Annotated in this window: 26 protein-coding genes and 1 riboswitch; of the genes, 18 read left to right on the top strand and 8 right to left on the bottom strand. The window is 71.4% G+C overall.

The annotated features are described in order from the left end of the window. The first annotated feature begins 9 nt into the window (after positions 1–9). Positions 10–177 carry a DUF3117 domain-containing protein gene (locus AOM09_RS14980; RefSeq protein ID WP_074789343.1) on the top strand — a complete coding sequence of 56 codons (168 nt, stop codon included), beginning with the start codon at positions 10–12 and terminating at the stop codon, positions 175–177. A gap of 67 nt (positions 178–244) precedes the next feature. Here AOM09_RS14980 and AOM09_RS09635 read toward each other — a convergent pair whose 3' ends face one another. Further along, the gene (locus tag AOM09_RS09635) at positions 245–874 is read right to left on the bottom strand and encodes an O-methyltransferase (protein ID WP_062387432.1); all 630 of its coding nucleotides are present in this window, start codon (positions 872–874) and stop codon (positions 245–247) included. Between the two features lie 115 nt (positions 875–989). On the opposite strand from AOM09_RS09635, the gene sigE reads away from it, so the two are divergent. The 6 genes from sigE (at position 990) to AOM09_RS09605 (ending at position 6,498) form a co-directional block, all read left to right on the top strand. Continuing rightward, the gene (gene sigE, locus AOM09_RS09630; RefSeq protein WP_062387429.1) at positions 990–1,577 is read left to right on the top strand and encodes an RNA polymerase sigma factor SigE; all 588 of its coding nucleotides are present in this window, start codon (positions 990–992) and stop codon (positions 1,575–1,577) included. Then, positions 1,574–2,416, top strand: coding sequence for an anti-sigma factor family protein (locus AOM09_RS09625; RefSeq protein WP_062387426.1), 843 nt, complete (start codon positions 1,574–1,576; stop codon positions 2,414–2,416). Before sigE ends, AOM09_RS09625 begins: the two co-directional genes overlap by 4 nt. Before the next feature lie 21 nt (positions 2,417–2,437). Then, entirely contained in the window at positions 2,438–3,943 is a 1,506-nt protein-coding gene (locus AOM09_RS15555) for a S1C family serine protease (RefSeq protein WP_062387423.1), read from the top strand. A gap of 4 nt (positions 3,944–3,947) precedes the next feature. Further along, a complete protein-coding gene (locus tag AOM09_RS09615; protein ID WP_062387420.1) occupies positions 3,948–4,274 on the top strand; it encodes a twin-arginine translocase TatA/TatE family subunit in 327 nt (108 codons plus the stop codon). 177 nt (positions 4,275–4,451) lie between these two features. Then, positions 4,452–5,459, top strand: coding sequence for a tryptophan--tRNA ligase (gene trpS / locus AOM09_RS09610; protein WP_062387417.1), 1,008 nt, complete (start codon positions 4,452–4,454; stop codon positions 5,457–5,459). A gap of 16 nt (positions 5,460–5,475) precedes the next feature. Then, positions 5,476–6,498: a YihY/virulence factor BrkB family protein gene (locus AOM09_RS09605; protein ID WP_062387414.1), complete on the top strand. Its 1,023-nt coding sequence runs from the start codon at positions 5,476–5,478 to the stop codon at positions 6,496–6,498. 241 nt (positions 6,499–6,739) lie between these two features. Here the strand turns inward: AOM09_RS09605 and AOM09_RS09600 are convergent, their stop codons facing one another. Genes AOM09_RS09600 through sdhC form a run of 4 tightly spaced genes read right to left on the bottom strand, consistent with a single transcriptional unit; the run spans position 6,740 to position 10,075 of the window. Next, on the bottom strand, positions 6,740–7,504 hold the full coding sequence (locus AOM09_RS09600; RefSeq protein WP_062387411.1) for a succinate dehydrogenase iron-sulfur subunit: 765 nt from the start codon (positions 7,502–7,504) through the stop codon (positions 6,740–6,742). Then, a complete protein-coding gene (gene sdhA, locus AOM09_RS09595; protein WP_062387408.1) occupies positions 7,504–9,273 on the bottom strand; it encodes a succinate dehydrogenase flavoprotein subunit in 1,770 nt (589 codons plus the stop codon). The genes AOM09_RS09600 and sdhA overlap by 1 nt, the downstream gene beginning before the upstream one ends. Further along, positions 9,270–9,740, bottom strand: a complete 471-nt coding sequence (locus tag AOM09_RS09590) for a succinate dehydrogenase hydrophobic membrane anchor subunit (RefSeq protein WP_062387405.1) — start codon at positions 9,738–9,740, stop codon at positions 9,270–9,272. The genes sdhA and AOM09_RS09590 overlap by 4 nt, the downstream gene beginning before the upstream one ends. Further along, the gene (gene sdhC, locus AOM09_RS09585; RefSeq protein WP_062387402.1) at positions 9,740–10,075 is read right to left on the bottom strand and encodes a succinate dehydrogenase, cytochrome b556 subunit; all 336 of its coding nucleotides are present in this window, start codon (positions 10,073–10,075) and stop codon (positions 9,740–9,742) included. Before sdhC ends, AOM09_RS09590 begins: the two co-directional genes overlap by 1 nt. An 89-nt stretch (positions 10,076–10,164) precedes the next feature. Here sdhC and AOM09_RS09580 point away from each other — a divergent pair, with 89 nt between their 5' ends. The 9 genes from AOM09_RS09580 (at position 10,165) to AOM09_RS09540 (ending at position 20,425) form a co-directional block, all read left to right on the top strand. Further along, positions 10,165–11,265 carry a mannose-1-phosphate guanylyltransferase gene (locus AOM09_RS09580; protein ID WP_228375109.1) on the top strand — a complete coding sequence of 367 codons (1,101 nt, stop codon included), beginning with the start codon at positions 10,165–10,167 and terminating at the stop codon, positions 11,263–11,265. Positions 11,266–11,391: 126 nt separating this feature from the next. Beyond that, on the top strand, positions 11,392–12,477 hold the full coding sequence (locus AOM09_RS09575; RefSeq protein WP_062387396.1) for a BMP family lipoprotein: 1,086 nt from the start codon (positions 11,392–11,394) through the stop codon (positions 12,475–12,477). A 107-nt stretch (positions 12,478–12,584) separates the two neighbouring features. Next, on the top strand, positions 12,585–14,099 hold the full coding sequence (locus AOM09_RS09570) for an ABC transporter ATP-binding protein (RefSeq protein WP_062387393.1): 1,515 nt from the start codon (positions 12,585–12,587) through the stop codon (positions 14,097–14,099). Continuing rightward, a complete protein-coding gene (locus AOM09_RS09565; protein ID WP_062387390.1) occupies positions 14,096–15,325 on the top strand; it encodes an ABC transporter permease in 1,230 nt (409 codons plus the stop codon). Before AOM09_RS09570 ends, AOM09_RS09565 begins: the two co-directional genes overlap by 4 nt. Then, positions 15,322–16,611, top strand: a complete 1,290-nt coding sequence (locus AOM09_RS09560; protein ID WP_062387387.1) for an ABC transporter permease — start codon at positions 15,322–15,324, stop codon at positions 16,609–16,611. The genes AOM09_RS09565 and AOM09_RS09560 overlap by 4 nt, the downstream gene beginning before the upstream one ends. 4 nt (positions 16,612–16,615) lie before the next feature. Further along, positions 16,616–17,011: a cytidine deaminase gene (locus tag AOM09_RS09555; RefSeq protein WP_062387384.1), complete on the top strand. Its 396-nt coding sequence runs from the start codon at positions 16,616–16,618 to the stop codon at positions 17,009–17,011. Then, complete coding sequence (locus tag AOM09_RS09550) at positions 17,011–18,324, top strand: thymidine phosphorylase (protein WP_062387381.1); 1,314 nt, start codon at positions 17,011–17,013, stop codon at positions 18,322–18,324. The genes AOM09_RS09555 and AOM09_RS09550 overlap by 1 nt, the downstream gene beginning before the upstream one ends. Next, positions 18,325–19,299: a hypothetical protein gene (locus AOM09_RS09545; RefSeq protein WP_062387378.1), complete on the top strand. Its 975-nt coding sequence runs from the start codon at positions 18,325–18,327 to the stop codon at positions 19,297–19,299. It begins immediately after the preceding gene. Positions 19,300–19,354: 55 nt separating this feature from the next. Next, positions 19,355–20,425 carry an adenosine deaminase gene (locus AOM09_RS09540; protein WP_062387375.1) on the top strand — a complete coding sequence of 357 codons (1,071 nt, stop codon included), beginning with the start codon at positions 19,355–19,357 and terminating at the stop codon, positions 20,423–20,425. An 82-nt stretch (positions 20,426–20,507) separates the two neighbouring features. Here AOM09_RS09540 and AOM09_RS09535 read toward each other — a convergent pair whose 3' ends face one another. Beyond that, positions 20,508–20,822, bottom strand: coding sequence for a DMT family transporter (locus tag AOM09_RS09535; protein WP_062387372.1), 315 nt, complete (start codon positions 20,820–20,822; stop codon positions 20,508–20,510). A gap of 11 nt (positions 20,823–20,833) precedes the next feature. Then, a riboswitch (guanidine-III (ykkC-III) riboswitch) is annotated at positions 20,834–20,900 on the bottom strand. Between the two features lie 60 nt (positions 20,901–20,960). On the opposite strand from AOM09_RS09535, the gene deoC reads away from it, so the two are divergent. Further along, positions 20,961–21,632 carry a deoxyribose-phosphate aldolase gene (gene deoC / locus AOM09_RS09530; RefSeq protein ID WP_062387369.1) on the top strand — a complete coding sequence of 224 codons (672 nt, stop codon included), beginning with the start codon at positions 20,961–20,963 and terminating at the stop codon, positions 21,630–21,632. Positions 21,633–21,786: 154 nt separating this feature from the next. Here the strand turns inward: deoC and AOM09_RS09525 are convergent, their stop codons facing one another. Further along, positions 21,787–23,493: a phospho-sugar mutase gene (locus tag AOM09_RS09525; RefSeq protein WP_062387366.1), complete on the bottom strand. Its 1,707-nt coding sequence runs from the start codon at positions 23,491–23,493 to the stop codon at positions 21,787–21,789. Continuing rightward, entirely contained in the window at positions 23,493–24,290 is a 798-nt protein-coding gene (locus AOM09_RS09520; protein ID WP_062387363.1) for a purine-nucleoside phosphorylase, read from the bottom strand. Before AOM09_RS09520 ends, AOM09_RS09525 begins: the two co-directional genes overlap by 1 nt. 73 nt (positions 24,291–24,363) lie before the next feature. Between AOM09_RS09520 and AOM09_RS09515 the strand changes: the two genes are divergently transcribed. Continuing rightward, complete coding sequence (locus AOM09_RS09515; protein WP_062387360.1) at positions 24,364–25,749, top strand: NAD(P)H-quinone dehydrogenase; 1,386 nt, start codon at positions 24,364–24,366, stop codon at positions 25,747–25,749. Positions 25,750–25,758: the final 9 nt, after the last annotated feature.

Raw genomic sequence — 25,758 nt, 5'->3', positions numbered from 1 at the left:
AACCACACGATGGCTGCAATGAAGCCCCGCACCGGTGACGGCCCTATGGAGGTCGTGAAGGAGGGTCGCAGCTACGTGATGCGGGTCCCGCTGGAGGGTGGAGGTCGCCTGGTGGTCGAGATCACGGCCGACGAGGTCAAGGAGCTCGGCGACGCGCTCCACGCCGCGATCCAGTAGCCGTCGCGCATCGTCAGACCTCTCGACCCCGGCATCGTCCACGGACGGCGCCGGGGTCGACTGCTTCCTACTCCTTGATCGCGGTGAGGAGGCCGTCGCCCGCGTCGAGCAGCGCAACCGTGAGGCGCTCGTCCTCCCGCACGGCCTTGAGCGTCTCGCGCACCGCCGTCGTGTCCTTGTCGCGCTGGGCCGGGTCGGGCACGCGCCCGTGCCACAGCGCGTTGTCGATGAGCAGCAGGCCGCCGGAGCGCAGCAGGCGCATCGCGTGCTCGAGGTACGCGGGGTACTCGGACTTGCGCGCGTCGATGAGGACGATGTCGTAGCCGCCGTCCGTGAGCCGCGGCAGCACGTCGAGAGCGCGGCCGGTGATCATGCGTGCGCGCTCGGGGGCGAAGCCGGCCGCGGCGAGCGTGCGGCGCGCGGCCTTGTGATGCTCGGGCTCGACGTCGATCGTGGTGACCACGCCGCCCGGCGCCATGCCGCGCAGCAGGTACGTGAGGGACACCCCGGCGCCGGTGCCGATCTCCACCGCGGTGGTGGCGCGCATCGCCTTGGCGAGCACCTCGATCGCGCGCGAGGCGCCCGGGAGGACCGGCACGCAGCCGAGCTCGTCGGCCACGTCGCGGGCCTCGAGGACCACGCGGTCCTCCTCGATGAAGTCCTCGGCGTACGCCCAGTTGGCCGCCTCGATGCTCATGACCCGTTCCTCATGGGCCCACCTTATCGGGAGGTCCCAGCGAACTCTCAGGTCTCCGTGGGAACATGAAGAGGTCAGGGCCCGTTGTAGCGATGTGAGTCTGGAGGGGAGCACGATGACCGAGACCGTCGTCCCGGCCGAGCAGGGCGCCCCCGCGGGTGCGCCGGAGCTCACGTGGGAGAGCATCGTCGCGAACCATTCGGCGCGCGTGTACCGCCTGGCGTACCACCTCACCGGCAATCAGCACGATGCCGAGGATCTCACGCAGGACGTGTTCGTCCGCGTGTTCAACTCGTTGTCGCAGTACAAGCCCGGCACGTTCGAGGGCTGGCTGCACCGCATCACCACCAACCTGTTCCTCGACCGCATGCGTCGCAAGAAGCGGATCCGCTTCGACTTCATGGCGGACGACGACGCCGCCGTGGCGACCTCCGACAGCTTCGACCGGCACGAGCGCTCGGGTCAGCCCGAGGACGCCTTCGACATGTCCAACCTCGGTGACGACATCATCGAGGCGCTCGCGGACCTGCCGCCGGAGTACCGCGCCGCCGTGGTGCTCAGCGACATCGAGGGCCTGTCGTACGAGGAGATCGCCGCGACGCTCGGCATCAAGATGGGCACCGTGCGCTCGCGCCTGTCGCGGGCCCGTGCCCGCCTTCGCGAGTCCCTCGCGCATCGTGCCCCCACGCGAGGTGACGCGTGACGGTGCGGCACCTCGGCGAGCGGATCCACGACCTGCTGGACAACCGGCTCTCGCGCGAGGCGGCGGCCGAGGCGATGACCCATCTCGAGGACTGCGACACGTGCACGATGCGGTGGAAGGAGCTGCGGGCGGCGCGCGAGGCGCTGAACTCGTCCGAGGCCGGCATCGACGTCCGCTTCGCGCAGCAGCTGCTCGACCGGGACCGGATGGCCCAGATCGCGTCGCACGAGACGCGGCGGGACGCGCGCGCGGCGCGCGGCCGTGACCGGCGCCCCGTCGTCGTGTCGCTGTCGGCCTCCCTCATCCTTGTCGCCGTCACGGGCGCCGCGTATGTCGCCGGCGAGCCCGAGGACATCGATCCTGGCATCACGGCCTCCTCCGAGACCGGCATGCTCAGCGTCGCCCGGATGGACTCCAGCACGATGCGTGGCTGGGTCCCGACGGACGGCTGGATCCACCCGGATTGGCAGTCGAGTGGATTCGAACCCGTCGAGGCCACGGTGAGGGAGACGCCCCAGGGCGCCCAGGTCCTCACGTACACCCTGCTCTCCGACGTCGAGCCCGTGCTCGTCGTCGAGCAGCAGGGTCGCCTCAACTCTGCGCTGGTGGCGGACATGCCGCGCACCACAGCCGAGGGCGTCGACGGTTACGTGGTCGACACGGTTCCCGGTCGCATCGTCTGGCAGACGGGCGACGTCGTGGTGCTTCTCAGCTGCAACTGCGCGGTGGAGACCCTCGAGGACGTGGCGGCCGCCTTCCCTCAGGACGACGAGCACGGCTTCGTCGACCAAGTCCTGGCCGGGCTCGGCGTGTTCGCCGATGCCCTCTCCGGCCGCTAGCCCGATAAGGGAGACACCCCGATGAACGACAACCCGTTCGCGCCTCCGCGCGACGAGTCCGGCTCGTCCGACGAGTCGACTGCCAACCACGACGAGGCCACCACGGTGCGGGTCGAGGACGCCTCTCCCGTGACCAACGACACCGTCGAGCTCACGCCCGCCTACGTCGCGGCCGCACCCACGGGGTCGGCCGCGCCCGCCGCGCCCGCCTCCGTCGAGGCGGCGCCGACCGCGCCCACGGAGGTGCAGCCCTTCATGCCTCCGGCCGAGCCGCCGGTGGACGACACCGCGTATGCGGCCGCGCCCGGCGCGCCGCGCGAGCAGCGCGGCGTGGGCCGTGGCGCCATCGCCGCCATCGTCGTCGCGGCGCTGGTGCTCGCGCTCGGCGCGGGCTTCGGCGGCGCGTGGGCGTACGACTCCTTCGTCGCCGACTCGGGCACCTCCTCGGGCGGCTCCTCCGGCTCGAGCACGTCGACGCTTCCGACGTCGAGCAGCTCGACCATCGCGCGCACCGACGAGAACACGGTCGCCGCGATCGCCTCCGCCGTCATGCCGTCGGTGGTCTCGATCGAGAACATCCAGAACGGCGAGGAGGCCGCGGAGGGCTCGGGCTTCATCATCCGCGAGGACGGCTACATCCTCACCAACAACCACGTGGTCGACGGCTCGGACAACGACACCGTCACCGTGGTGATGAGCGACGGCACCGAGTACCAGGGCGACGTGGTCGGCGCGACGGCCGACTACGACCTCGCCGTGGTCAAGATCGACGCGGACGGGCTGACGCCCCTGGTCCTCGGCGACTCGGACGAGCTGGTGGTGGGCGACGACGTCGTCGCGATCGGCTCGCCGCTGGGCCTCGAGTCCACGGTGACCACGGGCATCGTGTCCGCGCTCCACCGCCCGGTCACGGCCGGCGACACGTCGTCGACCGCGTTCATCGACGCGATCCAGACCGATGCCGCGATCAACCCCGGCAACTCGGGCGGACCGCTCATCAACTCGGAGGGCGAGGTCATCGGCATCAACTCCGCGATCGCGTCGCTCTCCAGCAGCACGACCGAGCAGGCGGGCTCCGTGGGCCTGGGCTTCGCGATCCCGTCGAACCAGGCGCGCCGCACGGCCGAGGAGATCATCGCGACCGGCGAGGCGACCTACCCGGTCGTGGGCGTCCAGCTCGACGGCAGCTACACGGGCGAGGGCGTCAAGGTGGCGGACGCGACCAACGCCGTCGCCTCCGGCGGCCCGGCCGCCGAGGCCGGTATCGAGGCGGGCGACATCATCACCGCGATCGACGGCCGTCCCATCACCCGCTCCGAGGAGCTCATCGTCGCGATCCGCGCCAAGGCGCCGGGCGACACGGTGACGCTCACGGTCCAGCGGGGCGACGACACCCAGGACATCGCGGTCACGCTCGCGGCCAACACCTCGGTCACCTACGAGGACAGCGGCGACGAGCAGCTGCCGCAGAATCAGGACGACGAGGGTGGCCTTGGCGGCCGGCTGTTCCCGGAGCCGTCAGAATAGGTCCATGCTCGATATCAACGGCGGGGAGCTCCTCATCCTCGTGCTGGTCGCCATCGTGGTGATCGGCCCCGAGAGGATGCCGGAGTACGCGAAGCAGCTGCGATCCCTCGTCGTGCGCGGGCGGGACATGTTCCAGTCGAGCAAGGCCACCATCAAGGCCGAGGTCGGCACCGAGGTCGACTGGTCCCAGCTCGACCCGCGTCAGTACGATCCGCGCCGCATCGTCCGCGATGCGCTCAACGAGCCGTCGCCGCCCGCAGGGGCGGCGGCGGCTCGTCGTGCCACCCAGGCCGTGCCGGGGAAGGCGCCGTTCGACGACGAGGCCACCTGACGCATCGTCCCCCCACCCCCCGCCGCCGCGCCCGGGCAGTGGCAACGGAGTTCGCCGCGACACGCCGGTGAGAAGGGACGATGCGGGCCGGCGTCCCGGGGTGTCGCCCCGAGATCCGTTGCTGCTGTCAGGGGCGGAGGGTGCGGGAGCGCTCGCATTGTTTGGAACAATGGCCCCATGACTCGTGTGTTCTCGGGCATGCAGCCCACCTCCGACTCCCTGCACCTCGGCAACTACCTGGGCGCCCTGGTCGAGTGGGTGAAGCTCCAGGACACCCACGACGCGATCTACTCCGTGGTCGACCTGCACGCGCTGACCCAGGCGCCGGATCCGAGCCTGCTGCGCGCGCGCACCCGCCGGACCGCGGCCCAGTACCTCGCCGCGGGCGTGGACCCGGAGCGCTCGCTGTGCTTCGTGCAGTCGCATGTGCCGCAGCACGCCGAGCTCGCGTGGGTGCTGTCGACGTTCACCGGCATGGGCGAGGCCTCGCGCATGACGCAGTTCAAGGACAAGGCCCAGAAGACGGGCGAGTCCGGCGCGAACGTCGGCCTCTTCACCTACCCCATCCTCATGGCGGCGGACATCCTGCTGTACGACACCGACGTGGTGCCTGTGGGCGAGGACCAGCGCCAGCACCTCGAGCTGTCGCGCAACCTCGCCGAGCGTCTCAACACGCGCCTGGGCGAGGGGACCGTGGTCGTGCCGGAGCCGCACATCGTCAAGGAGACGGCGAAGATCTACGACCTGGTGGAGCCCACCAGGAAGATGTCGAAGTCCAACGGCAACCCCAAGGGCGTCATCGAGATGCTGGACGACCCGAAGAGGGTCGCGAAGAACATCAAGTCCGCGACCACGGACTCCGACACGGTGATCGCCTTCGATCGCGAGGCCAAGGCCGGGGTGTCCAACCTGCTCACCATCTACTCGGCGCTCACCGGGCAGTCGGTCGCCTCGCTCGTGGCCGACTACGAGGGGAAGATGTACGGCCACCTCAAGGTCGACCTCGCCGAGGTGGTGGTGAACTACCTCACCCCGTTCCATGACTCCGCGCAGGAGTGGATCGAGTCGCCCGCGAGGCTCGACGCGGTGCTCGCGGACGGCGCGGCGAAGGCCTCGGCGCTCGCCCAGTCGACGCTGGACCGCATTTACGACAGGCTGGGACTGCTGCCCCCGATGCACCGCTGACCTGCTGAGGAGCTCCATGACCACGGAGGACGTCAAGGCCAAGGCCACCGAGGTCGTCGAGCGGGGCAAGGGCTACAAGGAGTGGTGGGACAACTCGTCCTGGGGGCGCGGGATCAAGCGCTTCTCGATCCAGAACGGGCCCGTGCTGTCCGCCGGGATCGCGTACTTCACCTTGGCCTCCGTGACCGCGGGCCTGGTGGTGGCGACCACGCTCGCCACGGTCTTCCTCGCGAACAACGACGAGCTCCGTGCCGAGCTGGTGGACTACCTCGCGACCGCGGTCCCCGGGCTCATCGCCGAGGACGGCCAGAGCGGCATCATCAAGCCGGACGACCTCGGCTCGGGCTCGGCGACCTCGATCGCCGGCATCGTCGGTGTCGTCTCGTTCCTTGTGCTGATCAACACCGCGACCAAGTTCATCCGCGGGCTGCGGACCTCGACCCGCACCATGCTGGGCAAGGAGATGGCGTCGCCGGTGCTCGGGAAGGTGCGCGACGTCGGCGGCCTGTTCGCGCTCGTCATCATCGCGTTGGTGGGCGTCACGATCCAGGTGGTCGCGTCCAGCGCTGCCAGGACCATCGCCGACGCCGTGGGCATCACCGTGCCCGCGTGGGAGATCCGTCTGATCGGGTACGCCGCGGGCGTGATCGCGGACATGCTGTACGTCGCGCTGGTGCTCATGCTGCTGGGCGGCGCGCGTCTGTCGTGGCGGGTGCTGTGGGTGATCGTGCTGGCGGCGCTCGCGATCGGGGTGCTGAGGCTCGGCGTGTCGTTCATCGTGGGCGGCTCGAGCAAGAACGCGGCGCTCGGCGCCTCGGCGGCCGTCATCACGCTCATGGTGTTCGTCGACTACGTCAACCGCATCATCCTCATGTGCGCGGCGTGGCTCGGCGCGCATGACGCCGAGCATCACCAGGGCCAGTTCCATGCCGACAGCGTCGAGCCGCCGACGGTGGTGGTCGAGGGGCCGCGGCGGCACGGCACGCCGGTCACCACCGCGCGCGCGACGGTGCGCAACCCGGACGCGCCCGAGGACTGAAAGCGCCGCATCGCCGCCGCGGCCGCCGGGCCGCCGCCAGAAGTCACGACTCTGCGGCATCGCGTTCGCGTCTCCCCGTTGCGGCTCGCGTCGGATCGCCCGCCATGCGTGACTTGCGACAGAGGGGGCGGCGGAGGGGGCGACGCTGCCCGCGCCGGATGCGGGACGGAGCCGCGCCGGGGGCGCAGGAACGCCGAAGGGCGGGGACGATGCGCATCGTCCCCGCCCTTCGACGTCGAGGCTAGATCGCGCCCGTGGTGAGCGCCTTCTTGACCTCGGAGATCGCCTTGGTGACCTCGATGCCGCGCGGGCAGGCCTCGGTGCAGTTGAAGGCCGTGCGGCACTTCCACACGCCGGCCTTGTCGTTGAGCACCTCGAGCCGGTCCCACTGGCCCTCGTCGCGCGAGTCGAAGATGAACCGGTGGGCGCCGACGATCGCCTGCGGGCCGAAGTACTGGCCGTCGGTCCAGAACACCGGGCACGACGTGGTGCATGCGGCGCACATGATGCACTTGGTGGTGTCGTCGAAGCGGGCCCGCTCCTCGGGGGACTGCAGGCGCTCGCGCGTCGGCGCGTTTCCGGTGGTCATGAGGAACGGCATGATCTCGCGGTAGGAGGCGAAGAACGGCTCCATGTCGACGATGAGGTCCTTCTCCACCGGCAGGCCCTTGATGGGCTCGACGATGATCGGCTTGGCCGGGTTGAGGTCCTTGAGCAGCGTCTTGCATGCGAGGCGGTTGCGCGCGTTGATGCGCATCGCGTCGGAGCCGCACACGCCGTGCGCGCACGAGCGACGGAACGCGAGCGACCCGTCCTGCTCCCACTTGATCTTGTGCAGGGCGTCGAGCACGCGGTCGGTGGCGTGCGCCTCGACCTGGAACTCCTGCCAGTACTGCTCGCCGGGCGCGTGGTCGTCGCTGCCCTCGGGCTTCGAGCGCAGGATGCGCAGCGTGACCAGCATGGCCTGGACCTCGCCGACGGCGGGGGACTCGGCGGTCGCCGTCATCAGTACTTCCTCTCCATCGGCTGGTACTTCGTCACGACGACCGGCTTGGTGTCCAGGCGGACGCCCTCCCCGGTCGCGTAGGCCATGGTGTGGTGCATGAACTTCTCATCATCGCGGGTGGGGAAGTCCTCGCGGTAGTGCCCGCCGCGGGACTCCTGACGCGCGAGCGCGCCGGCCACGACCACCTCGGCGATCTCGAGCAGGAAGCCCAGCTCGATCGCCTCGAGGAGGTCCGTGTTGAAGCGCTGGCCGCGATCGTGGATCGCGACGTCCTTGTAGCGCTCCTTGAGCTCCGCGACGACGCGCGTCGCCTCTTCGAGGGAGTCGGCGTCGCGGAACACCTGGACGTTGCGGTCCATGGTCTCCTGGAGCGCCTTGCGGACGTCCGCGACGCGCTCCGTGCCGGAGCCGCCCACCGTCGCCAGCAGGCGGGTGACGATGCCCTCGACCCGGGCCGCCGCATCGTCCGGGAAGGCCGCGGCCTCCGCGGTCGCGACGGCGTGCTCGGCGGCGGCGATGCCCGCACGGCGCCCGAACACGTTGATGTCGAGCAGCGAGTTGGTGCCCAGGCGGTTGGCGCCGTGCACGGACACGCACGCGACCTCGCCGGCGGCGTAGAGGCCCTTGACGGTGTCGGTGTTGTTGCGCAGCACCTCGCCCTGGACCGTGGTGGGGATGCCACCCATCGCGTAGTGCGCGGTCGGATACACGGGCACGGGCTCGGTGTAGGGCTCGACGCCCAGGTAGGTGCGCGCGAACTCCGTGATGTCCGGCAGCTTCTCGTCGATGTGCGCCGGCTCGAGGTGCGTGAGGTCCAGGAGCACGTAGTCCTTGTGCGGGCCCGCACCGCGGCCCTCGCGCACCTCGTTGGCCATCGCACGGGCGACCATGTCGCGCGGCGCGAGGTCCTTGATGGTGGGGGCGTAGCGCTCCATGAACCGCTCGCCCTCGGAGTTGCGCAGGATGCCGCCCTCGCCGCGCGCGGCCTCGGACAGCAGGATCCCGAGCCCCGCGAGGCCCGTCGGGTGGAACTGGAAGAACTCCATGTCCTCGAGCGGCAGGCCCGCGCCCAGCGCGATCCCCATGCCGTCGCCCGTGAGCGTGTGCGCGTTCGACGTGGTCTTGAAGACCTTGCCGGCGCCGCCGGTCGCGAAGATCACCGACTTGGCGCGGAACGTGTGGATCTCGCCGGTCGACAGCTCGAGCGCGACCACGCCGGCCACGGAGACGTCCTCGCCGGGCGCCGCGGCCTGCGGGTCCTTGTCGAGGATGAGGTCGAGCACGTAGTACTCGTTGAAGAACTCGACCTCCTGCTTGATGCACTGCTGGTACAGCGTCTGGAGGATCATGTGGCCGGTGCGGTCGGCCGAGTAGCAGGAGCGACGCACCGGAGCCTGGCCGTGGTCGCGGGTGTGCCCGCCGAAGCGGCGCTGGTCCACCTTGCCCTCGGGCGTGCGGTTGAACGGCAGGCCCATCTTCTCGAGGTCGAGCACCGCGTCGATGGCCTCGTTGCAGAGGATCTCCGCCGCGTCCTGGTCGACCAGGTAGTCGCCGCCCTTGACCGTGTCGAAGACGTGCCACTCGGCGTTGTCGTCCTCGACGTTTGCGAGCGCCGCGGCCATGCCGCCCTGCGCGGCGCCCGTGTGCGAGCGGGTGGGGTAGAGCTTGGTGAGCACCGCGGTGCGCGCCCGCTGCGAGCTCTCGAGGGCCGCGCGCATGCCGGCGCCACCGGCGCCGACGATGACGACGTCGTACTCGTGGTGGGTCATCGGACATCCTCACAGAAGCTGGGGAGCAGGGACGGGTCGGCGTCGATCGGGCAGGGGTCGAACGTCCAGATCACCAGCGAGCCCAGCACGATGATGCCGAGCACCGCGACGCCGAGCGCGCCGTGCAGGGTCTTGTTGAGCCACGCGCGGTGCGCGTAGTCGTTGATGAGCAGGCGCATGCCGTTGCCGCCGTGGAGCATCGCGAGCGCGAGCATGAGGAAGTCCCACCACTGCCACAGCGGGGCCGCCCACTTGCCGGCGACGAACGCGAAGTCGATCTGGCTGATGCCGTCGCCCGTCATGAGGTTGACGAACAGGTGCGTGAGGATCAGCACCACGAGGACCGGGCCCGAGAGGCGCATGAAGCGCCACGACCACTGCTCGGCGCCCGGGCGCACTCGCCCGGACACGATGCGCGGCTCCTTGATCTTGGGCCCGGGCACGAACTCGGGGGACGATGCGGTCATCAGGCACCTCCGAACACGTGCATGAGGTGGCGGGGCAGGAAGCCGACCATGAGGATCGCGAAGAGGATCCAGACGGCCCACACCAGCTGCTTCTGGTGGCGCAGCGCCCACGTGGAGTGGTCCACGGCGATGATGCGCAGGCCGTTGAACGCGTGCAGCAGGATCGCCGCGACCAGCCCGGCCTCGACCAGGCCGTAGAGCGGCGTCTTGTACGACCCGATCACCTCGTTGTACGCCTCGGGGGACACGCGCACGAGAGCGGTGTCCAGGACGTGGATGAGCAGGAAGAAGAAGATGGCCACGCCGGTGACACGGTGGACCACCCACATCCACATGCCTTCATGGCCTCGGTACAACGTCGTCGGTGACACAGGACTCCTCACAGCACTTCTCCGGGCTTGCCACGCATCCTAGTGTGGTCGCCATGACTGAATCGACCATGGGGGAGCCGATCGTGTCGGATATCGTGCATGATTTCATCACCGTCATCCCGGCGGGCGGCGTCGGATCGCGGTTGTGGCCGCTGTCTCAGCCCCACCGGCCCAAGTTCCTGCTCGACCTGCTCGGCAGCGGCTCGACGCTGCTCCAGGACACCGTCGCGCGCGTGACGCCGCTGTCCGAGCGCGTCCTCATCGTCACGGGCGAGCGGCACGCCCCGGCGGTGGCGGACCAGGTGCCGGACGTGCCGGGCGCCAACCTGGTCACGGAGCCGAGCCCACGGGACTCGATGGCGGCCATCGCCCTGGCGGCGGCGCTCATCGAGCAGCGGTGGGGCGCCTGTGTGATGGGATCGTTCGCCGCGGATCACCTCATCCCGGACGCCGCATCGTTCCGCGCTACCGTCGCCGAGGCGGCGCGAGTCGCCCGCACGGGCAAGGTGGTCGTGATCGGCATCGAGCCGACCGAGCCGTCGACGGCCTTCGGGTACATCGAGATGGGCGGAGCCCTGGAGGGCGAGGCGCGCGACGTGATCGCGTTCACGGAGAAGCCCGACGCGGAGACCGCGACGGGGATGCTCGCGCGCGGCGGCTACGCGTGGAACGCGGGCATGTTCGTGGTGCGCACGGATGTGCTGCTGGGTCACCTCGACCGTCTCCAGCCGACGCTCGCGAGCGGCGTGCGCGAGATCGCCGCGGCGTGGGACGGCCCCGAGCGGGCGCAGGTGCTCGGTCGCGTGTGGCCGACGCTCACCAAGATCGCCATCGACCACGCGATCGCGGAGCCCGTGGCCGCGCAGGGCGGCGTCGCCGTGGTGCCCGCGAGCTTCGAGTGGCACGACGTGGGCGACTTCGACTCGCTGGCCGAGCTCTCGGGCGCGGCGTCCGAGGCCGTGGCCATCGGCCGCGAGGCGCCCGTCGGCGTCGTCGGCGCACGCGCACCGCTCGTGGTCGGCGGCACCAAGCCCGTGGTCGTGGTGGGGGTGGACGATGCGGTGGTGGTCGAGTCCGAGGAGGCGATCCTGGTGACGGTGCGTTCCGCAGCCCAGCGCGTGAAGGATGCGGCGTCGGCCCTCGCGGATGCATGAACGTTGCAGAATCGTTGCGGCGGCGTCATCAGTTGTGCATCTTTCGTAACATGGCGTCCGTACGATGACCCGTACGACCCCCGCCCGGTGGCAGCCGGGCGGATCACCAGAAGAGGGAATCACCTGATGAAGAACATCATCCGTGTGGGCGCCGTCGCCGCTGTGTCGGCGCTCGCCCTTGCCGCGTGCGCCTCGGCCCCTGAGGACGAGGGCACCTCGTCGGCCGACGCCACCACCGGCGCCGCCCCCGCCGAGACCGTCGACTTCAAGGCCTGCATGGTCTCGGACTCGGGCGGCTTCGACGACAAGTCGTTCAACCAGTCCGGCTACGAGGGTCTGACCCGCGCGGAGTCGGAGCTCGGCATCGAGATCGCTTCGGCTGAGTCGACGACCGACGCGGACTTCGCGCCGAACATCGAGGCCCAGGTCGCCGCCGGTTGCGACCTCATCATCACGGTCGGCTTCCTGCTCTCGCAGGCCACCGTCGACGCGGCGCTCGCCAACCCGGACGTCAGCTTCGCGATCATCGACGACCTCGCGGACAACGACTACGACGGCACCACCGATGCCGAGAACATCAAGCCCATCACGTTCGACACCGACGAGGCCTCGTTCCTCGCGGGCTACGCGGCCGCGGGCGCCTCGGCGTCGGGCACGCTGTCGACCTTCGGCGGCATGAACATCCCGTCCGTCACCATCTTCATGGACGGCTTCCTCGCCGGCGCGAACTACTACAACGAGACCATGGGCGGCGACGTCAAGGTCCTCGGGTGGGACGGCACCGACGGCCAGTTCACCGGCGACTTCTCCGACCAGTCCAAGGGTCAGAACGTCACCGACGAGTTCCTGAGCCAGGGCGCCGACGTGGTCATGCCCGTCGCCGGCCCCGTGGGCCTCGGCGCCGCCGCGGCCGTGCAGTCGGCCGGCAACGCCTGGCTGATCGGCGTGGACTCCGACTGGACCGTCACCACCGACTACGCGGACATCGTCCTCACCTCGGTGCTGAAGAACATCGGCAACTCGGTGTTCGACACCATCGCGGCCACCGTCGAGTCCGGCTTCTCGGCCGAGCCCTACCTGGGCACGCTCGAGAACGAGGGCGTCGGCGTGGCGGACTTCGCCGAGGGCGTCGTGCCCGAGGACGTCCTCGCGGAGCTCGACACGATCAAGGCCGGCATCATCGACGGCTCGATCTCGGTCGACGTCTCCTAAGACACACCTCATCGGGGGCGCGTCGCGGGCCTGGCCTGCGGCGCGCCCCTCGCTGTCTCCGCTAGTAGGCTCGGTGAAGTCCGAGCAAAGACGTGGGAGGACCCCCAGTGAAACTCGAGCTTCGCGGCATCACCAAGCGCTTCGGAGACTTCACCGCGAACGACCGTATCGACCTGCTGGTCGAGCCGGGCACGGTGCACGCCCTGCTGGGCGAGAACGGCGCCGGCAAGTCGACCCTGATGAACGTGCTGTTCGGGCTGTACGACGCCGACGAGGGCGAGGTGCTGCTCGACGACTCCCCGGTGGTCTTCGACGGACCGGGCGACGCGATGGCCGCCGGCATCGGCATGGTGCACCAGCACTTCATGCTGGTGCACCCCTTCACGGTCGCCGAGAACGTCATGCTGGGCCACGAGGACGTGCGCGGCCCCGCGAAGCTGCTCGACCTCGACGCGGCCCGGACCAAGGTCCGCGAGATCTCCGACCGCTTCAACTTCAACGTCGACCCCGACGCGGTGATCGAGGACCTGCCGGTGGGCGCGCAGCAACGCGTCGAGATCATCAAGGCCCTCTCCCGCGACGCCTCCATCCTCATCCTGGACGAGCCCACCGCCGTGCTCACGCCCCAGGAGACCGACGAGCTGCTCGGCATCGTCAAGGACCTCCGCGACGCGGGCACCTCCGTGGTGCTCATCACCCACAAGCTGCGCGAGGTCCAGGCCGTCGCGGACACCATCACCGTGATCCGTCGCGGCAAGGTGGTCGGCACCGCCGAGCCGACGGCCTCGCAGGAGGAGCTCGCCTCGCTCATGGTCGGGCGCGCGGTGTCGATGCGCGTCGACAAGACCGCGGCGCAGCCCGGGGAGACGATGCTCACGGTCGAGGGGCTCACGGTGGTCGACGACGCGGAGATCGTGCAGCTCGACGGCGTCTCCTTCGAGGTGAAGGCCGGCGAGATCCTCGCGATCGCGGGCGTGCAGGGCAACGGCCAGACCGAGCTCACCGAGGCGCTCATCGGCGTGGTGGCCGCGGACGCCGGCTCCGCGATCCTCGACGGCGACGTCATCACGGGCAAGTCGATCAAGGACGTCCTCTTCAGCGGCATCGGGTTCGTGCCCGAGGACCGCACCGAGGACGGCATCGTCGCGTCCATGACCATCGCCAACAACCTCATCCTCGACGTCCACGATCAGGCGCCGTACGCCAAGGGCTTCGCGCTGCAGCCGAAGGCCATCGCGGACGAGGCGCGCAAGCACGTCGAGCAGTTCGACGTGCGCGCGACCTCGATCGAGCAGACGGCAGGATCGCTGTCCGGCGGAAACCAGCAGAAGGTGGTGCTCGCGCGCGAGCTGTCGCGTCCGCTCAAGCTGCTCATCGCCTCGAACCCGACCCGCGGCCTCGACGTGGGGTCGATCGAGTTCGTCCACAAGCGCATCGTCGCCGAGCGCGACGCCGGCGCGGCCGTCATCATCGTGAGCGCCGAGCTCGACGAGGTGGTCGCGCTCGCCGACAGGATCGCCGTCATGTACCACGGGAGGATCGTCGGCATCGTGCCGCCGGACACCGACCGCGACACGCTGGGCCTCATGATGGCCGGCGCGCACCAGGAGGAGGTCGCGTGAGCGAGCAGGGCCAGAGCACCACGGAGCCCGACGCCGAGGTGGCGGCGCCCCAGGAGAGCCGCTCGCGGCAGGTCCTGAGGGAGATCGCCGAGAGCTCGAGCATGGTCGTCTTCATGGCGATCGTCGCGTCGATGATCATCGGCGGGCTGCTCATCATCTTCGCGGACGAGGCGGTCCGCGAGTCCGCGGGCTACTTCTTCTCGCGCCCGGGCGACACGTTCTCCGCGATCGGCGACGCGCTCGGCTCCGCCTACTCCGCGATGTTCAACGGCGCCGTGCTCAACCTCCAGGCCGAGTCGTTCGCCGGCATGATCAAGCCGTTCACGCAGACGCTCACGATGGCGACCCCGCTGATCTTCGCGGGGCTCGGCCTGGGCCTGGGCTTCCGCGCCGGCCTCTTCAACATCGGCGCCCAGGGCCAGATCCTCATCGGCGCGACGGTCGGCGGGTACATCGGGTTCGCGTGGGACCTCCCGTGGGGCCTGCACCTGCTGCTCGCGGTCCTCGGCTGCGCGCTCGGCGGCGCGCTGTGGGGCTTCATCCCCGGCGTGCTCAAGGCCAAGCGCGGCGCGCACGAGGTGATCGTCACGATCATGCTCAACTACATCGCGCTCTACCTGGTGGCCTGGCTCCTGTCGCTCGAGGCGTTCCAGCGCGAGGGCAGCGACAACCCGATCTCGCCCATCGTCGCCGAGACCGCGCAGTACCCGAAGATCCTCGGCGTGCAGTTCAACCTCCACCTCGGCTTCGTGCTCGCGCTCGCGTGCGCGTGGGGCGTCTGGTGGCTCATGGAGAGGTCGACGCTCGGCTTCCGCCTGCGGGCCGTGGGCGCCAACCCGAGCGCCGCGCGCACCGCCGGCATGAGCATCGGCGCCGCGACCATCCTCACCATGGTGATCGCGGGCGCCCTCGCGGGGCTCGCGGGCTCGGCGCCCGTGCTCGGTACGCAGAAGTTCCTCACGGACGCGGTCGCCGGCTCGCTCGGCTTCGACGCGATCACGGTGGCGCTGCTCGGCCGGTCGCGGCCGCTCGGCATCGTCCTCGCCGCGATCCTGTTCGGCGGCCTCCAGGCCTCCGGGCCGTCGCTGCAGGTCAACGCGGGTCTCCCGGTCGACATCGTGGTGGTGATCCAGGCGCTCATCGTGCTGTTCATCGCCGCTCCGCCCCTGGTGCGCGCCATCTTCCGGCTGCCCAGCCCCGCCCACGAGAAGGAGGTGGCGGCATGACCGCGACCGTCGCCGATGCGCCCGCGGCCCCGGCCCCGAGCGCGCCCATCCCCGCGAAGCGGTGGGGAGCCTCGATCGCGCTCGGCGTCATCGCGCTGATCTCGCTCGTCATCTTCGGCCTCGGCACGCCGACCGGCTCGTCGACCACCTTCGTGGTCGCGCGCAATACCGACTTCGTCCACCTGCCCACCTACACGGCGCCGTCGCGCCTCGCCGCGATCGTGCTCTCGGTCCTCGCGCTCGCCCTCGCGGGCTGGGCCGCGTACCGCGCCAACCAGCACCGCAAGGTCGGCGTGTGGCTGCCCGTGGTCTACGGCATGGCGATCATGGGCGCGCTGCTCACGTGGGCGGGCGCCGGCCGCGACGCGACCAGCATCCAGCTCACGGGCCTGCTCACGAGCTCGCTGTTCCTCGCGGTGCCGCTCGTGTTCGGCGCGCTGGCCGGCACGCTGTGCGAGCGCTCGGGAATCATCAACATCGCGATCGAGGGCCAGCTGCTGGCGGGCGCGTTCCTCGCGGCGCTCGTGGGGTCGATGGCGGGCAACGCCTACGTGGGCCTCATCGCGGCGCCCGTCGCGGGCGCGCTCGTCGGACTGCTCCTCGCGATCTTCGCGACCAAGTACTGGGTCAACCAGATCGTCGTGGGCGTGGTCCTCAACATGCTGGTGGTCGGCCTCACCAGCTTCTTCTTCTCGACGGTCATGACCGAGAACGGGGACCTCAACCAGGCGCTCGGCATGGCGCGGCTGCCGATCCCGCTGCTGTCCTCGATCCCGATCATCGGACCCGTGCTGTTCAACCAGAACCTCCTGGTCTACATCCTCTACGTCGTGGTCGCCGCGATGCAGATCATGCTGTTCAAGTCGCGCTGGGGCCTGCGCGTGCGCGCCGTGGGCGAGCACCCGAAGGCGGCCGACACCGTGGGCATCAAGGTCAACCGCACGCGCGTGCGCAACACCGTGCTGGGCGGCGCGATCGCCGGGCTCGGCGGCGCCTTCTTCACCGTCGCGTCGGGGCTCGCCTTCGGCAAGGAGATGACGTCGGGCAAGGGCTACATCGCGCTCGCCGCGATGATCCTCGGCCGGTGGAGCCCCCGCGGTGCGCTGGCCGCGGCCCTGCTCTTCGGCTTCGCCGACGCGCTGCGCGCCCAGCTGGGCACCATCGGCTCGCCCATCCCGTCGCAGTTCCTGGCGATGTTCCCGTACATCGCGACCATCTTCGCCGTCGCCGGCCTCGTCGGGCACGCCCGCCCGCCGGCCTCCGAGGGCATCCCGTACAAGAAGTAGGACCATGGACGTCGACTGGGACATGCTCCGCGCTCGCGCGCGGCAGGCGAGCGAGCGCGCGTACGTGCCGTACTCGAAGTACAGGGTGGGCGCCGCCGCGCTGACCGACACCGGCGAGGTGGTGACCGGCGCGAACGTCGAGAACGCGAGCTACGGGCTGACGCTGTGCGCCGAGTGCGCGCTCGTATCCAAGCTCCATACCGACGCGCTCGGGTCGCGCCTCGTGGCCTTCGCGTGCGTCGACGCGGCGGGTGCGCCGCTGCAGCCATGCGGCCGCTGCCGCCAGCTCCTGTACGAGTTCGGGGGACCGGGCCTTCTCATCGACGGACCCGACAGCACCCTCACCCTGGACGATCTACTCCCGTGGGCCTTCGGGCCCCAGCACCTCGAGGAGGGCTGATGGCCGAGCGCCACGACGCCGTCGACGTCATCCGCACCAAGCGCGACGGCGGCACCCTGACCGATGACCAGATCGACTGGGTGGTCGACGCGTACACGCGCGGCGTCGTCGCCGACGAGCAGATGAGCTCGCTCGCGATGGCGATCCTCCAGCGCGGCATGTCGCGCGCGGAGATCGCCCGCTGGACGGCCGCGATGATCGCGACCGGCGAGCGCCTCGACTTCTCGAGCCTGTCGCGCCCCACAGCCGACAAGCACTCGACCGGCGGCGTGGGGGACAAGATCACGCTGCCGCTCGCGCCGCTGGTCGCGGCCTGCGGCGTCGCGGTACCGCAGCTGTCGGGACGCGGCCTGGGCCACACGGGCGGCACGCTCGACAAGCTCGAGTCGATCCCCGGCTGGCGCGCGGACGTCTCCAACGCGGAGATGCTGCGCCAGCTCGAGGACGTGGGCGCCGTGATCTGCGCGGCCGGAACGGGCCTCGCGCCGGCCGACAAGAAGCTCTACGCGCTGCGCGACGTGACGGGGACGGTGGAGGCGATCCCGCTCATCGCATCGTCCATCATGTCCAAGAAGATCGCCGAGGGCACCGGCGTGCTGGTGCTCGACGTCAAGGTCGGCACGGGCGCGTTCATGAAGGACATCGACCAGGCGCGCGAGCTCGCGCGGACCATGGTGGACCTGGGCACCGACGCGGGCGTGGTGACGTCCGCGCTCCTCACCGACATGTCGACGCCACTGGGCCGCGGCATCGGCAACGGCCTCGAGGTGACGGAGTCGCTCGAGGTGCTCGCGGGGGGCGGGCCGGCCGACGTGGTCGAGCTCACGCTCGCGCTCGCGCGGGAGATGCTCGCGGGCGCCGGGGTCACCGACGTCGACCCCGCCGAGGCGCTCAGGGACGGCCGCGCGATGGACGCCTGGCGGCGCATGATCGCCGCGCAGGGCGGGGACGTCGACGCGTCGATGCCCGCGGCGCCGCATGTCGAGGAGGTCCGGGCGGACCGCGACGGTGTCATCACCCGGATGGATGCGATGGGCGTGGGCGTCGCGGCATGGCGCCTGGGCGCCGGACGCGCGCGGCTCGGGGACAAGGTCGAGGTCTCCTCCGGCGTCTTCCTGCACAAGGTGGTCGGGGACGAGGTCAGGGCGGGCGACGTGATCATGACCCTCCACACCGAGACCGAGGACCGCATGCCGCGCGGGCTCGCCGCCCTGACCGAGGCATGCGAAGGCGCCGGCACGCTCGACATCACGCCGGGCGGCTCCGTGACGCGCGAGATCCTCCTCGACTCCGTGGGTGCGCGGACGGTCTAGATGTCCTGGACGCTCACCTCCGCCGTCGCCCGCGTCGCGGGCCTCGTGGGGGTGTCGGAGCGCCGTCCCGCGGAGGAGCCGGCCGCGACCGAGAGGCTGTTCACACGCGCCTTCCAGCGCGCGGTGGCGGTGGCGTCCGCGGCGGACGCCAAGGCGCTCGCGGTGGCGCGCGACCAGATGGGGGACGATGCTCCCGTCCTGTTCCGCGCCGTGGCCTCGGGTGCGCCGCTGTCCGCCGTCGCGGCGTTCGCGGCCGCGTGGGACGGCCTCGACGCGGAGGCGCGCGAGGCGATCGCCGACCCGGTGATGCGCCCGCAGAGCCACGTGCGGTGGGTGCATGTCGAGGCGCGGCAGGTCGATCAGACCACGTGCGGCGCCGCCGTCATGTCGGCGATGCTCATGCAGGGTGATCCCCTGGTCGCGCTGTGGGTGGTCACCGGCCGCACCCTCGCCGACTACATCCCCGCGGAGGTGCTCGCGGTGATGGCGGAGGATCTCCCCACGCGCGGCCTCGACGAGCGCTGGCATGCGCTCCAGCGCGTGCTGCACCTCCACACCACCACGTCGGCGCTGGGCCCGGTCGCGTGGCCGCGATCGCTCGGGACTCCGCCGTGGAAGGTCGACGAGCACACGCGCTTCGCCGGGCTGCGGTTCCGCGGCGCGCTCGTAGACGACTCGACGCCGGAGGCGCTCGCCCCGTTGCTCGCCCACGTGCGTCGCGCGGTGCATGACGGCATCCCGGTGCCCTTGTACGCGTCCGGAGACTCGAGCCTCGGGCTCGACTCGGTGATCCCTCGCCACGTGGTGCTCATCGTCGGCGACACGGGCGAGGGCTTCCTGGTCTACGAGCCCGGCACCGCGCGGATCCTGCCGATCGCGGACGCGGAGCTGCGGCCGGGCGCGGGGCGGCAGCCCGCGCTCGGGAACTGGTCGCGCGCCTCGTGGGTGGTCCTGCCCGTCCCGAGGCGCGGGTAGCGCCCCCGCGCTCCTCGATGGCGCGGCGGCCGCGCGCCGCGACTAGCCTGGCCTCATGACCCTCACCTCTGACGAGATCCTCGCCCTGCCCAAGGTCGTGCTGCACGATCACCTCGACGGCGGCCTGCGCCCCGCGACGCTCATCGAGCTCGCCGCGGGGATCGGCCACGAGCTTCCCTCGACCGACCCCGACGCGCTCGCGCGCATCTTCGCGGAGAACGCAGACTCGGGCGACCTGGTGCGCTACCTCGAGGCGTTCGCGCACACCACCGTGGTGATGCAGACCGCCGCAAACCTCACGCGCGTCGCACGCGAGGCCGTGCTCGACCTCGCCGCCGACGGCGTCATCTACGCCGAGCTCCGCTACGCGCCCGAGCAGCACGTCTCCGGAGGGCTCTCCCTCCAGGAGGTCGTCGAGGCGGTGCAGGCGGGCATCGAGGAGGGCGTCTCCGAGGCGCTCGAGGCCGGCTACGCGATCCGCGCCGCCGCCATCCTCGACGCGATGCGCCACCTCGACCGCTCGGTCGAGATCGCGGAGCTCGCGCTCGCGAACCGCGGCCGGTGCTGCGTCGGCTTCGACATCGCCGGCCCGGAGGCGGGCTTCCCCGCGTCGAACCACCGCGAGGCGTTCCAGCTGCTGCGCGAGCACCACATGCCCGTCACCATCCACGCGGGCGAGGCCGACGGCGCCGCCTCCGTGGGCGAGGCGCTCGGCCTGGGCTCGGCGCGCCGCATCGGCCACGGCGTCCGCATCCACGAGGACATCGAGGGCTTCGGCGGCGAGGAGCTGGTGCTCGGCGTGATCGCGCAGCACGCGCTCGACCTGCAGATCCCGCTCGAGTGCTGCCCGACCTCGAACGTCCAGACGGCCGCCGCATCGTCCATCGCGGACCATCCGATGCACGAGCTGCGCAACCTCGGCTTCGCGGTCACGGTCAACACCGACAACCGCCTGGTCTCGGGCGTGTCGATGTCCTCCGAGTTCGCCGCGCTGGCCGCGGTCGGGTGGGACAAGGAGGACCTCTTCGAGGCGACGCTGGCGGCCGCGTGGGGCGCGTTCCTGCCGTACGACGAGAAGGCGGACCTCGCCGAGCTGGTCATCGAGGGCTACGGCCTCGAGCTGTAGCGCGCCGCCGGCCGCGGAGCCGGGGGAGGTGCTGAGCGCCCGAACGCGACAGCGATGGGCGCCCAGCACCTCCGGGCACGCGTCAGCGGGCGAGCTTGAGGCCCACGACGCACCCGACGATGCCGAGGATGAGCGCGATGCGGAGGACGCTCGCGGCCTCGGCTCCCGTCACCATGGCGTAGCCGACCGTGAGGGAGGCGCCGATGCCCACCCAGACGGCGTAGGCGGTCCCGGTGGGGAGGGTGCGCATCGCGTACGCGAGGCCTCCCATGCTCGCGACGAGCGCGAGCGCGAAGACGAGGCTGGGGACGGGTCTGGAGAGGCCCCCCGAGCGGCCGAGGGCGGTGGCCCACACGGCCTCGAGGATCCCGGACAGGATGAGGACGATCCACGGCATGACGTGCTCCTGGGGCGTCGTCTTGTCGCGTTCCGGGTACGTCGCTGCTCGTCCGGGAGGCCCATCGCGGGCCGCTGGTCTCGAGGGTCGCACACCCGTGCGCGGGTGGCAAGCCCGCGCGCGCCCTAGGCTGGAGCCATGACTCTCACCCGCGCCGAGCTGGCCCGCTACGTCGACCACACCCTTCTCAAGCCCGAGTCCTCCCCGGCGGACGTCGAGGCGCTCATCGCGGAGGGGGCCTCGCTCGGGGTCTTCTCCGTGTGCGTGTCGCCGTCGATGCTGCCGGTCGCGACGCCGGATGGTCTCGCCGTCGCGACGGTGTGCGGCTTCCCGTCGGGCAAGCACCACTCATCGGTCAAGGCCGCCGAGGCGGCGCTGAGCATCGAGCAGGGCGCGGACGAGGTCGACATGGTGATCGACGTCGCGGCCGCCCTCGCGGGGGACTTCGCGGCGGTCGAGGCGGACATCGCCGCGGTGCGCGCCGCGGTTCCCGCACCGAAGATCCTCAAGGTGATCATCGAGTCCGCCGCGCTGACCGACGAGGCGATCGTCGGGGCGTGCCTGGCCTCCGAGGCCGCGGGTGCCGACTTCGTGAAGACGTCGACGGGCTTCCACGCGACGGGCGGCGCGACGGTGCACGCCGTGAAGCTCATGGCGGACACGGTCGGGGGGCGACTGGGCGTCAAGGCCTCGGGCGGCATCCGTACCTGGGACGATGCGGTGGCGATGATCGAGGCGGGCGCGACCCGGCTGGGGCTGTCCGGCACCGCCGCGGTGCTCGACGGGGGCGAGGCCACGGGCTCGTACTGAGCCCGCCCGCCGGGGCGCGCACGTCGACGGCCCACCCCGCGATCCGCCGCGCCGAGGCGCGGGGTGGCGTGAGTCGCGTCGAGATTGCCTGCCATGGCAATCCTGAGGATTGTCATGGCAAGCAAGTCGGGCGAGAGGTGTGCCTTCGCGCCGATCAGATCCCGAGCGCGGCGGCCACGTCGGCGCGCAGCGCCTCCATGGTGTCCGCCGCCGCCGCCTTCGCTCCGGTCACGTCGTCCTCCTCGACCGGGACCACGACCTCGAGGTATGCCTTGACCTTCGGCTCGGTGCCCGACGGGCGGATGATGACGCGTGCCCCCGAGGCGGCCGCGAGGTGCAGCCCGGTGGTGCCGGGAAGCCCGCGGAAGCCCTGCGACATGTCGTCGGTCGCGACCACAGGCGAGCCCGCGAGCGTCGCCGGGGGCGACGCCATGAGCCTCGCCATGGTGGCCGGGATCTCCGCGAGGTCGGCGTAGCGAGCCGAGACCTGGGACGTCAGGTACACGCCGTACGCGCGGGCGAGGTCGTCGATCGCATCGGCGAGCGTGCGGCCCGCGGCCTTGAGCTCGGAGACGAAGTCCGCCATGAGGAGCGCCGCGGAGACGCCGTCCTTGTCGCGGACCAGGTCGGGCGCGACGCAGTAGCCCAGGGCCTCCTCGTAGCCGAAGGCCATGCGCGGCGTCCGGCCGATCCACTTGAACCCCGTGAGCGTGTTCGCGTGCCCGAGCCCGTGGGCCTCGGCGATGGCGTCGAGCTGCTGCGAGGACACGATCGAGTTCGCGAGCACGTGCGAGCCCGCGGGCGTGCGCGACGCCACGCGCTCGCCGAGCAGCGAGCCCACCACGTCGCCGTGCAGCATGGTCCACCGCCCGTCGACCAGGGTGGCGACCGCGCAGCGGTCCGCGTCGGGGTCGTTCGCGATCACCACGTCGGCCTCCACGCGCTCCGCGAGGGCGAGCGCCAGGTCGATCGCGCCCTTCTCCTCCGGGTTGGGGAAGTCGACGGTGGGGAAGTCGGGGTCCGGCTCGGCCTGCTCCGCGACCGTGTGCACGTCCGTGAAGCCGGCGGCCGCGAGCACGCGCTCGACGGTCTCGCCGCCCACGCCGTGGAGAGGCGTGAGGACGATGCGCGTGGCGGCCCGGCGCGAGGCGACAGGTGCGACGTCGCCGCCCAGCGCGGCGACCTGCGCGACGTAGTCGTCGACCACGCCCTCGCCGAGCTCGCGCCAGCCCTCGTCGGCGCGGGGCACGGACTCGACCGACGGGACCGCCGCGATGCGCGACGCGATCGCCGCATCGTACGGCGGCACGATCTGCGCGCCCTGGCCCTCGTCGGTGACGATGCGTCCACCCAGGTAGACCTTGTAACCGTTGTCCTGCGGCGGGTTGTGCGACGCGGTCACCATGACCCCGGCGTCCGCGTCCAGCAGGCGCGTCGCGAAGGCGAGCACCGGGGTGGGGAGCGTCCGGGGGAGGAGCAGCGCCTCGTGCCCGGCGGCGGTCATCACGGCGGCGGTGTCGAGCGCGAAGGCCGACGAGCCGTGGCGTGCGTCGTAGCCGATGACGATGCGGCCGGGCCCCTCGACCCCGAGCTCGCCGAGCGCATCGGTCATGTAGCGCGCGAGCCCCGCGGCGGCGCGGATCACCACGGCGCGGTTCATGCGGTTCGGGCCCGCGCCGATGCGGCCGCGCAGGCCCGCGGTGCCGAACTCGAGGAAGCCCCGGAACCGGTCCTCGAGATCGGCGAGGGCGTCGGCGCCGCCGGCGACCGCCGCCTCGAGGACGCCGGCGAGCTCCTCGCGCGTCGCATCGTCCGGGTCGTCCTCGATCCAGGCCTCTGCCCTGGCCAGCAGCTCCTCCATCACATCCCCCTGACGATCGCCGCGAGCAGCGCGGAGATCCGCGGACCCGCGGCGTTGCCGGCGTCGAGCACCTCCTGGTGGTCGAGCGTGTCCCCGCCGATGCCCGCCGCCAGATTGGTGACGAGCGACAGGCCGAGCACCTCGAGGCCCGCCTCGCGCGCGGCGATGGCCTCGAGCACCGTCGACATGCCGACGAGGTTCGCGCCGAGGATCGCCGCCATGCGCACCTCGGCGGGGGTCTCGTACTGCGGGCCGGTGAACTGCGCGTAGACGCCGTCCGGAAGGTCGGGGTCGATGCTCCGCGCGAGCTCGCGCAGGCGCGGCGAGTACACCTGGCTCATGTCGACGAATGTCGCTCCCTCGAGCGGGGTCTGGCCGGTGAGGTTGATGTGGTCGGCGAGCAGCACCACCGACCCGGGCCCGACCTCGGGGCGCGTCGAGCCGCACCCGTTGGTGAGCACCAGGCGGGTGCAGCCGGCCGCGGCGGCCATGCGGATCGCGTGCGCGACCTTCCCGGCGTCGCGCACCTGGTAGTAGTGCTGGCGCGCGCCGAGCACGAGCACGCGCTGACCGCTGGGGGCGACGAGCGAGCGGAACACCGGGTGATGCCCGGGCACCACGTGGGCGTCGAAGCCGGGGATGTCGCTCGCGTCGACGCGCGCCGTCTCCTCGCCGATGAGCTCGGCGGCGCCGCCCCATCCGGAGCCCAGCACGAGGGCGATGTCGTGGGTGTCGACGCCGGTGGCGGCGGCGAGGGCGGCCGCGGCCTCCGCGGCGAACTCGGTGGCAGATGTCATGCGACGAGCCTAGTCGGGGGCGGCCTGGCGGGCGCGGTCGGGGGCGTGCCCGGGGGTGCGGTTAGATGGAGCCATGTCCCCTCGCGTCGTCATCGTCGGCGGCGGTCCGGGCGGCTACGAGGCGGCCCTGGTGGCCGTCAAGGCCGGTGCCGATGTGACGCTCGTCGAGCGTCAGGGCCTCGGCGGCAATGCCGTCCTCACCGACGTCGTCCCCTCCAAGACCGTCATCGCCACCGCGGAGTGGCTCACCATCGCGCACCGCGCGCCGGAGCTCGGCATCAGGCGTCCCGACGGCGCCGATCTGGCCTCCTCGCTCACGGTCGACATGGCGCAGGTCAACTCGCGCATCAAGGGCCTGGTGCGGAAGCAGTCGGCCGACATCGCGTCCCGCCTCGCGTCGAACGGGGTCCGGGTGATCGAGGGCGAGGCCCGCCTCGCGGCGCCCCACCGCGTCGTCGTCGGGGGCACGGCCCTCGACGCCGACGCCGTGCTCCTCGCGGTCGGCGCCCGCCCGCGCATCGTCCCCGGCTGCGCGCCGGACGGCGAGCGGATCCTCACGTGGACCCAGCTGTACGACCTCACGGAGCTGCCCGAGCACCTCATCGTGGTCGGCAGCGGCGTCACCGGCGCCGAGTTCGCAGGCGCCTACAACCTGCTCGGCAGCCGCGTCACGCTCGTCGCGTCGGGCGACCGCGTGCTCTCGCGCGAGGATCCCGACGCCTCGGCACACCTCACCGAGGTGTTCAAAGAGCGGGGCATGACGCTCGTGGGAGGCCGCGCATCGTCCGTCACCAGGGACGATGCCGGGGTGCGGGTCGCCCTCGAGGACGGCACGGTGCTCGAGGGCAGCCATGTCCTCATGGCGGTCGGCTCGGTGCCCAACACCGAGGGGCTCGGCCTCGAGGAGGCGGGCGTCGAGCTCGACGAGCGCGGGCTCATCCGCGTCGACCGGGTCTCGCGCACGACGGCGCGCGGCGTGTACGCGGCGGGCGACTGCACGGGCGTGCTGCCGCTCGCGAGCGTCGCCGCGACGCAGGGCCGCATCGCGATGGCGCACGCGCTCGGCGACGCGGTGACGCCGCTCGACCTGCGCAGGGTCGCGTCGAACGTGTTCACGGTGCCGGAGATCGCCGCCGTGGGCGCCTCGGAGGCCGAGCTCGAGAAGCGGGGCCTCTTCTACGAGGTCTCCCGGCTCGACCTCGCGCGCAACCCGCGCGCGAAGATGCTCGGGATCGACGAGGGCTTCGTCAAGATCTTCGGCCACAAGGTGACCGGTCAGGTCTTCGGCGCGGTGGTGGTGGGTCCGCGGGCGAGCGAGCACATCTACCCGCTCTCGCTCGCGGTGGCCCAGCACCTCACCGTTGACGACGTCGCGGGCGCGTTCACGGTCTACCCGTCGCTGTCGGGCACCATCTCCGAGGCCGCGCGGCGCCTGCATCGCATCACCGACGAGGCGTAGCGCCGGGCG

Source organism: Demequina iriomotensis (assembly GCF_000971395.1).
Classification (GTDB): Bacteria; Actinomycetota; Actinomycetes; order Actinomycetales; family Demequinaceae; genus Demequina; species Demequina iriomotensis.
This window is presented reverse-complemented; position numbering and strand designations above follow the sequence as displayed.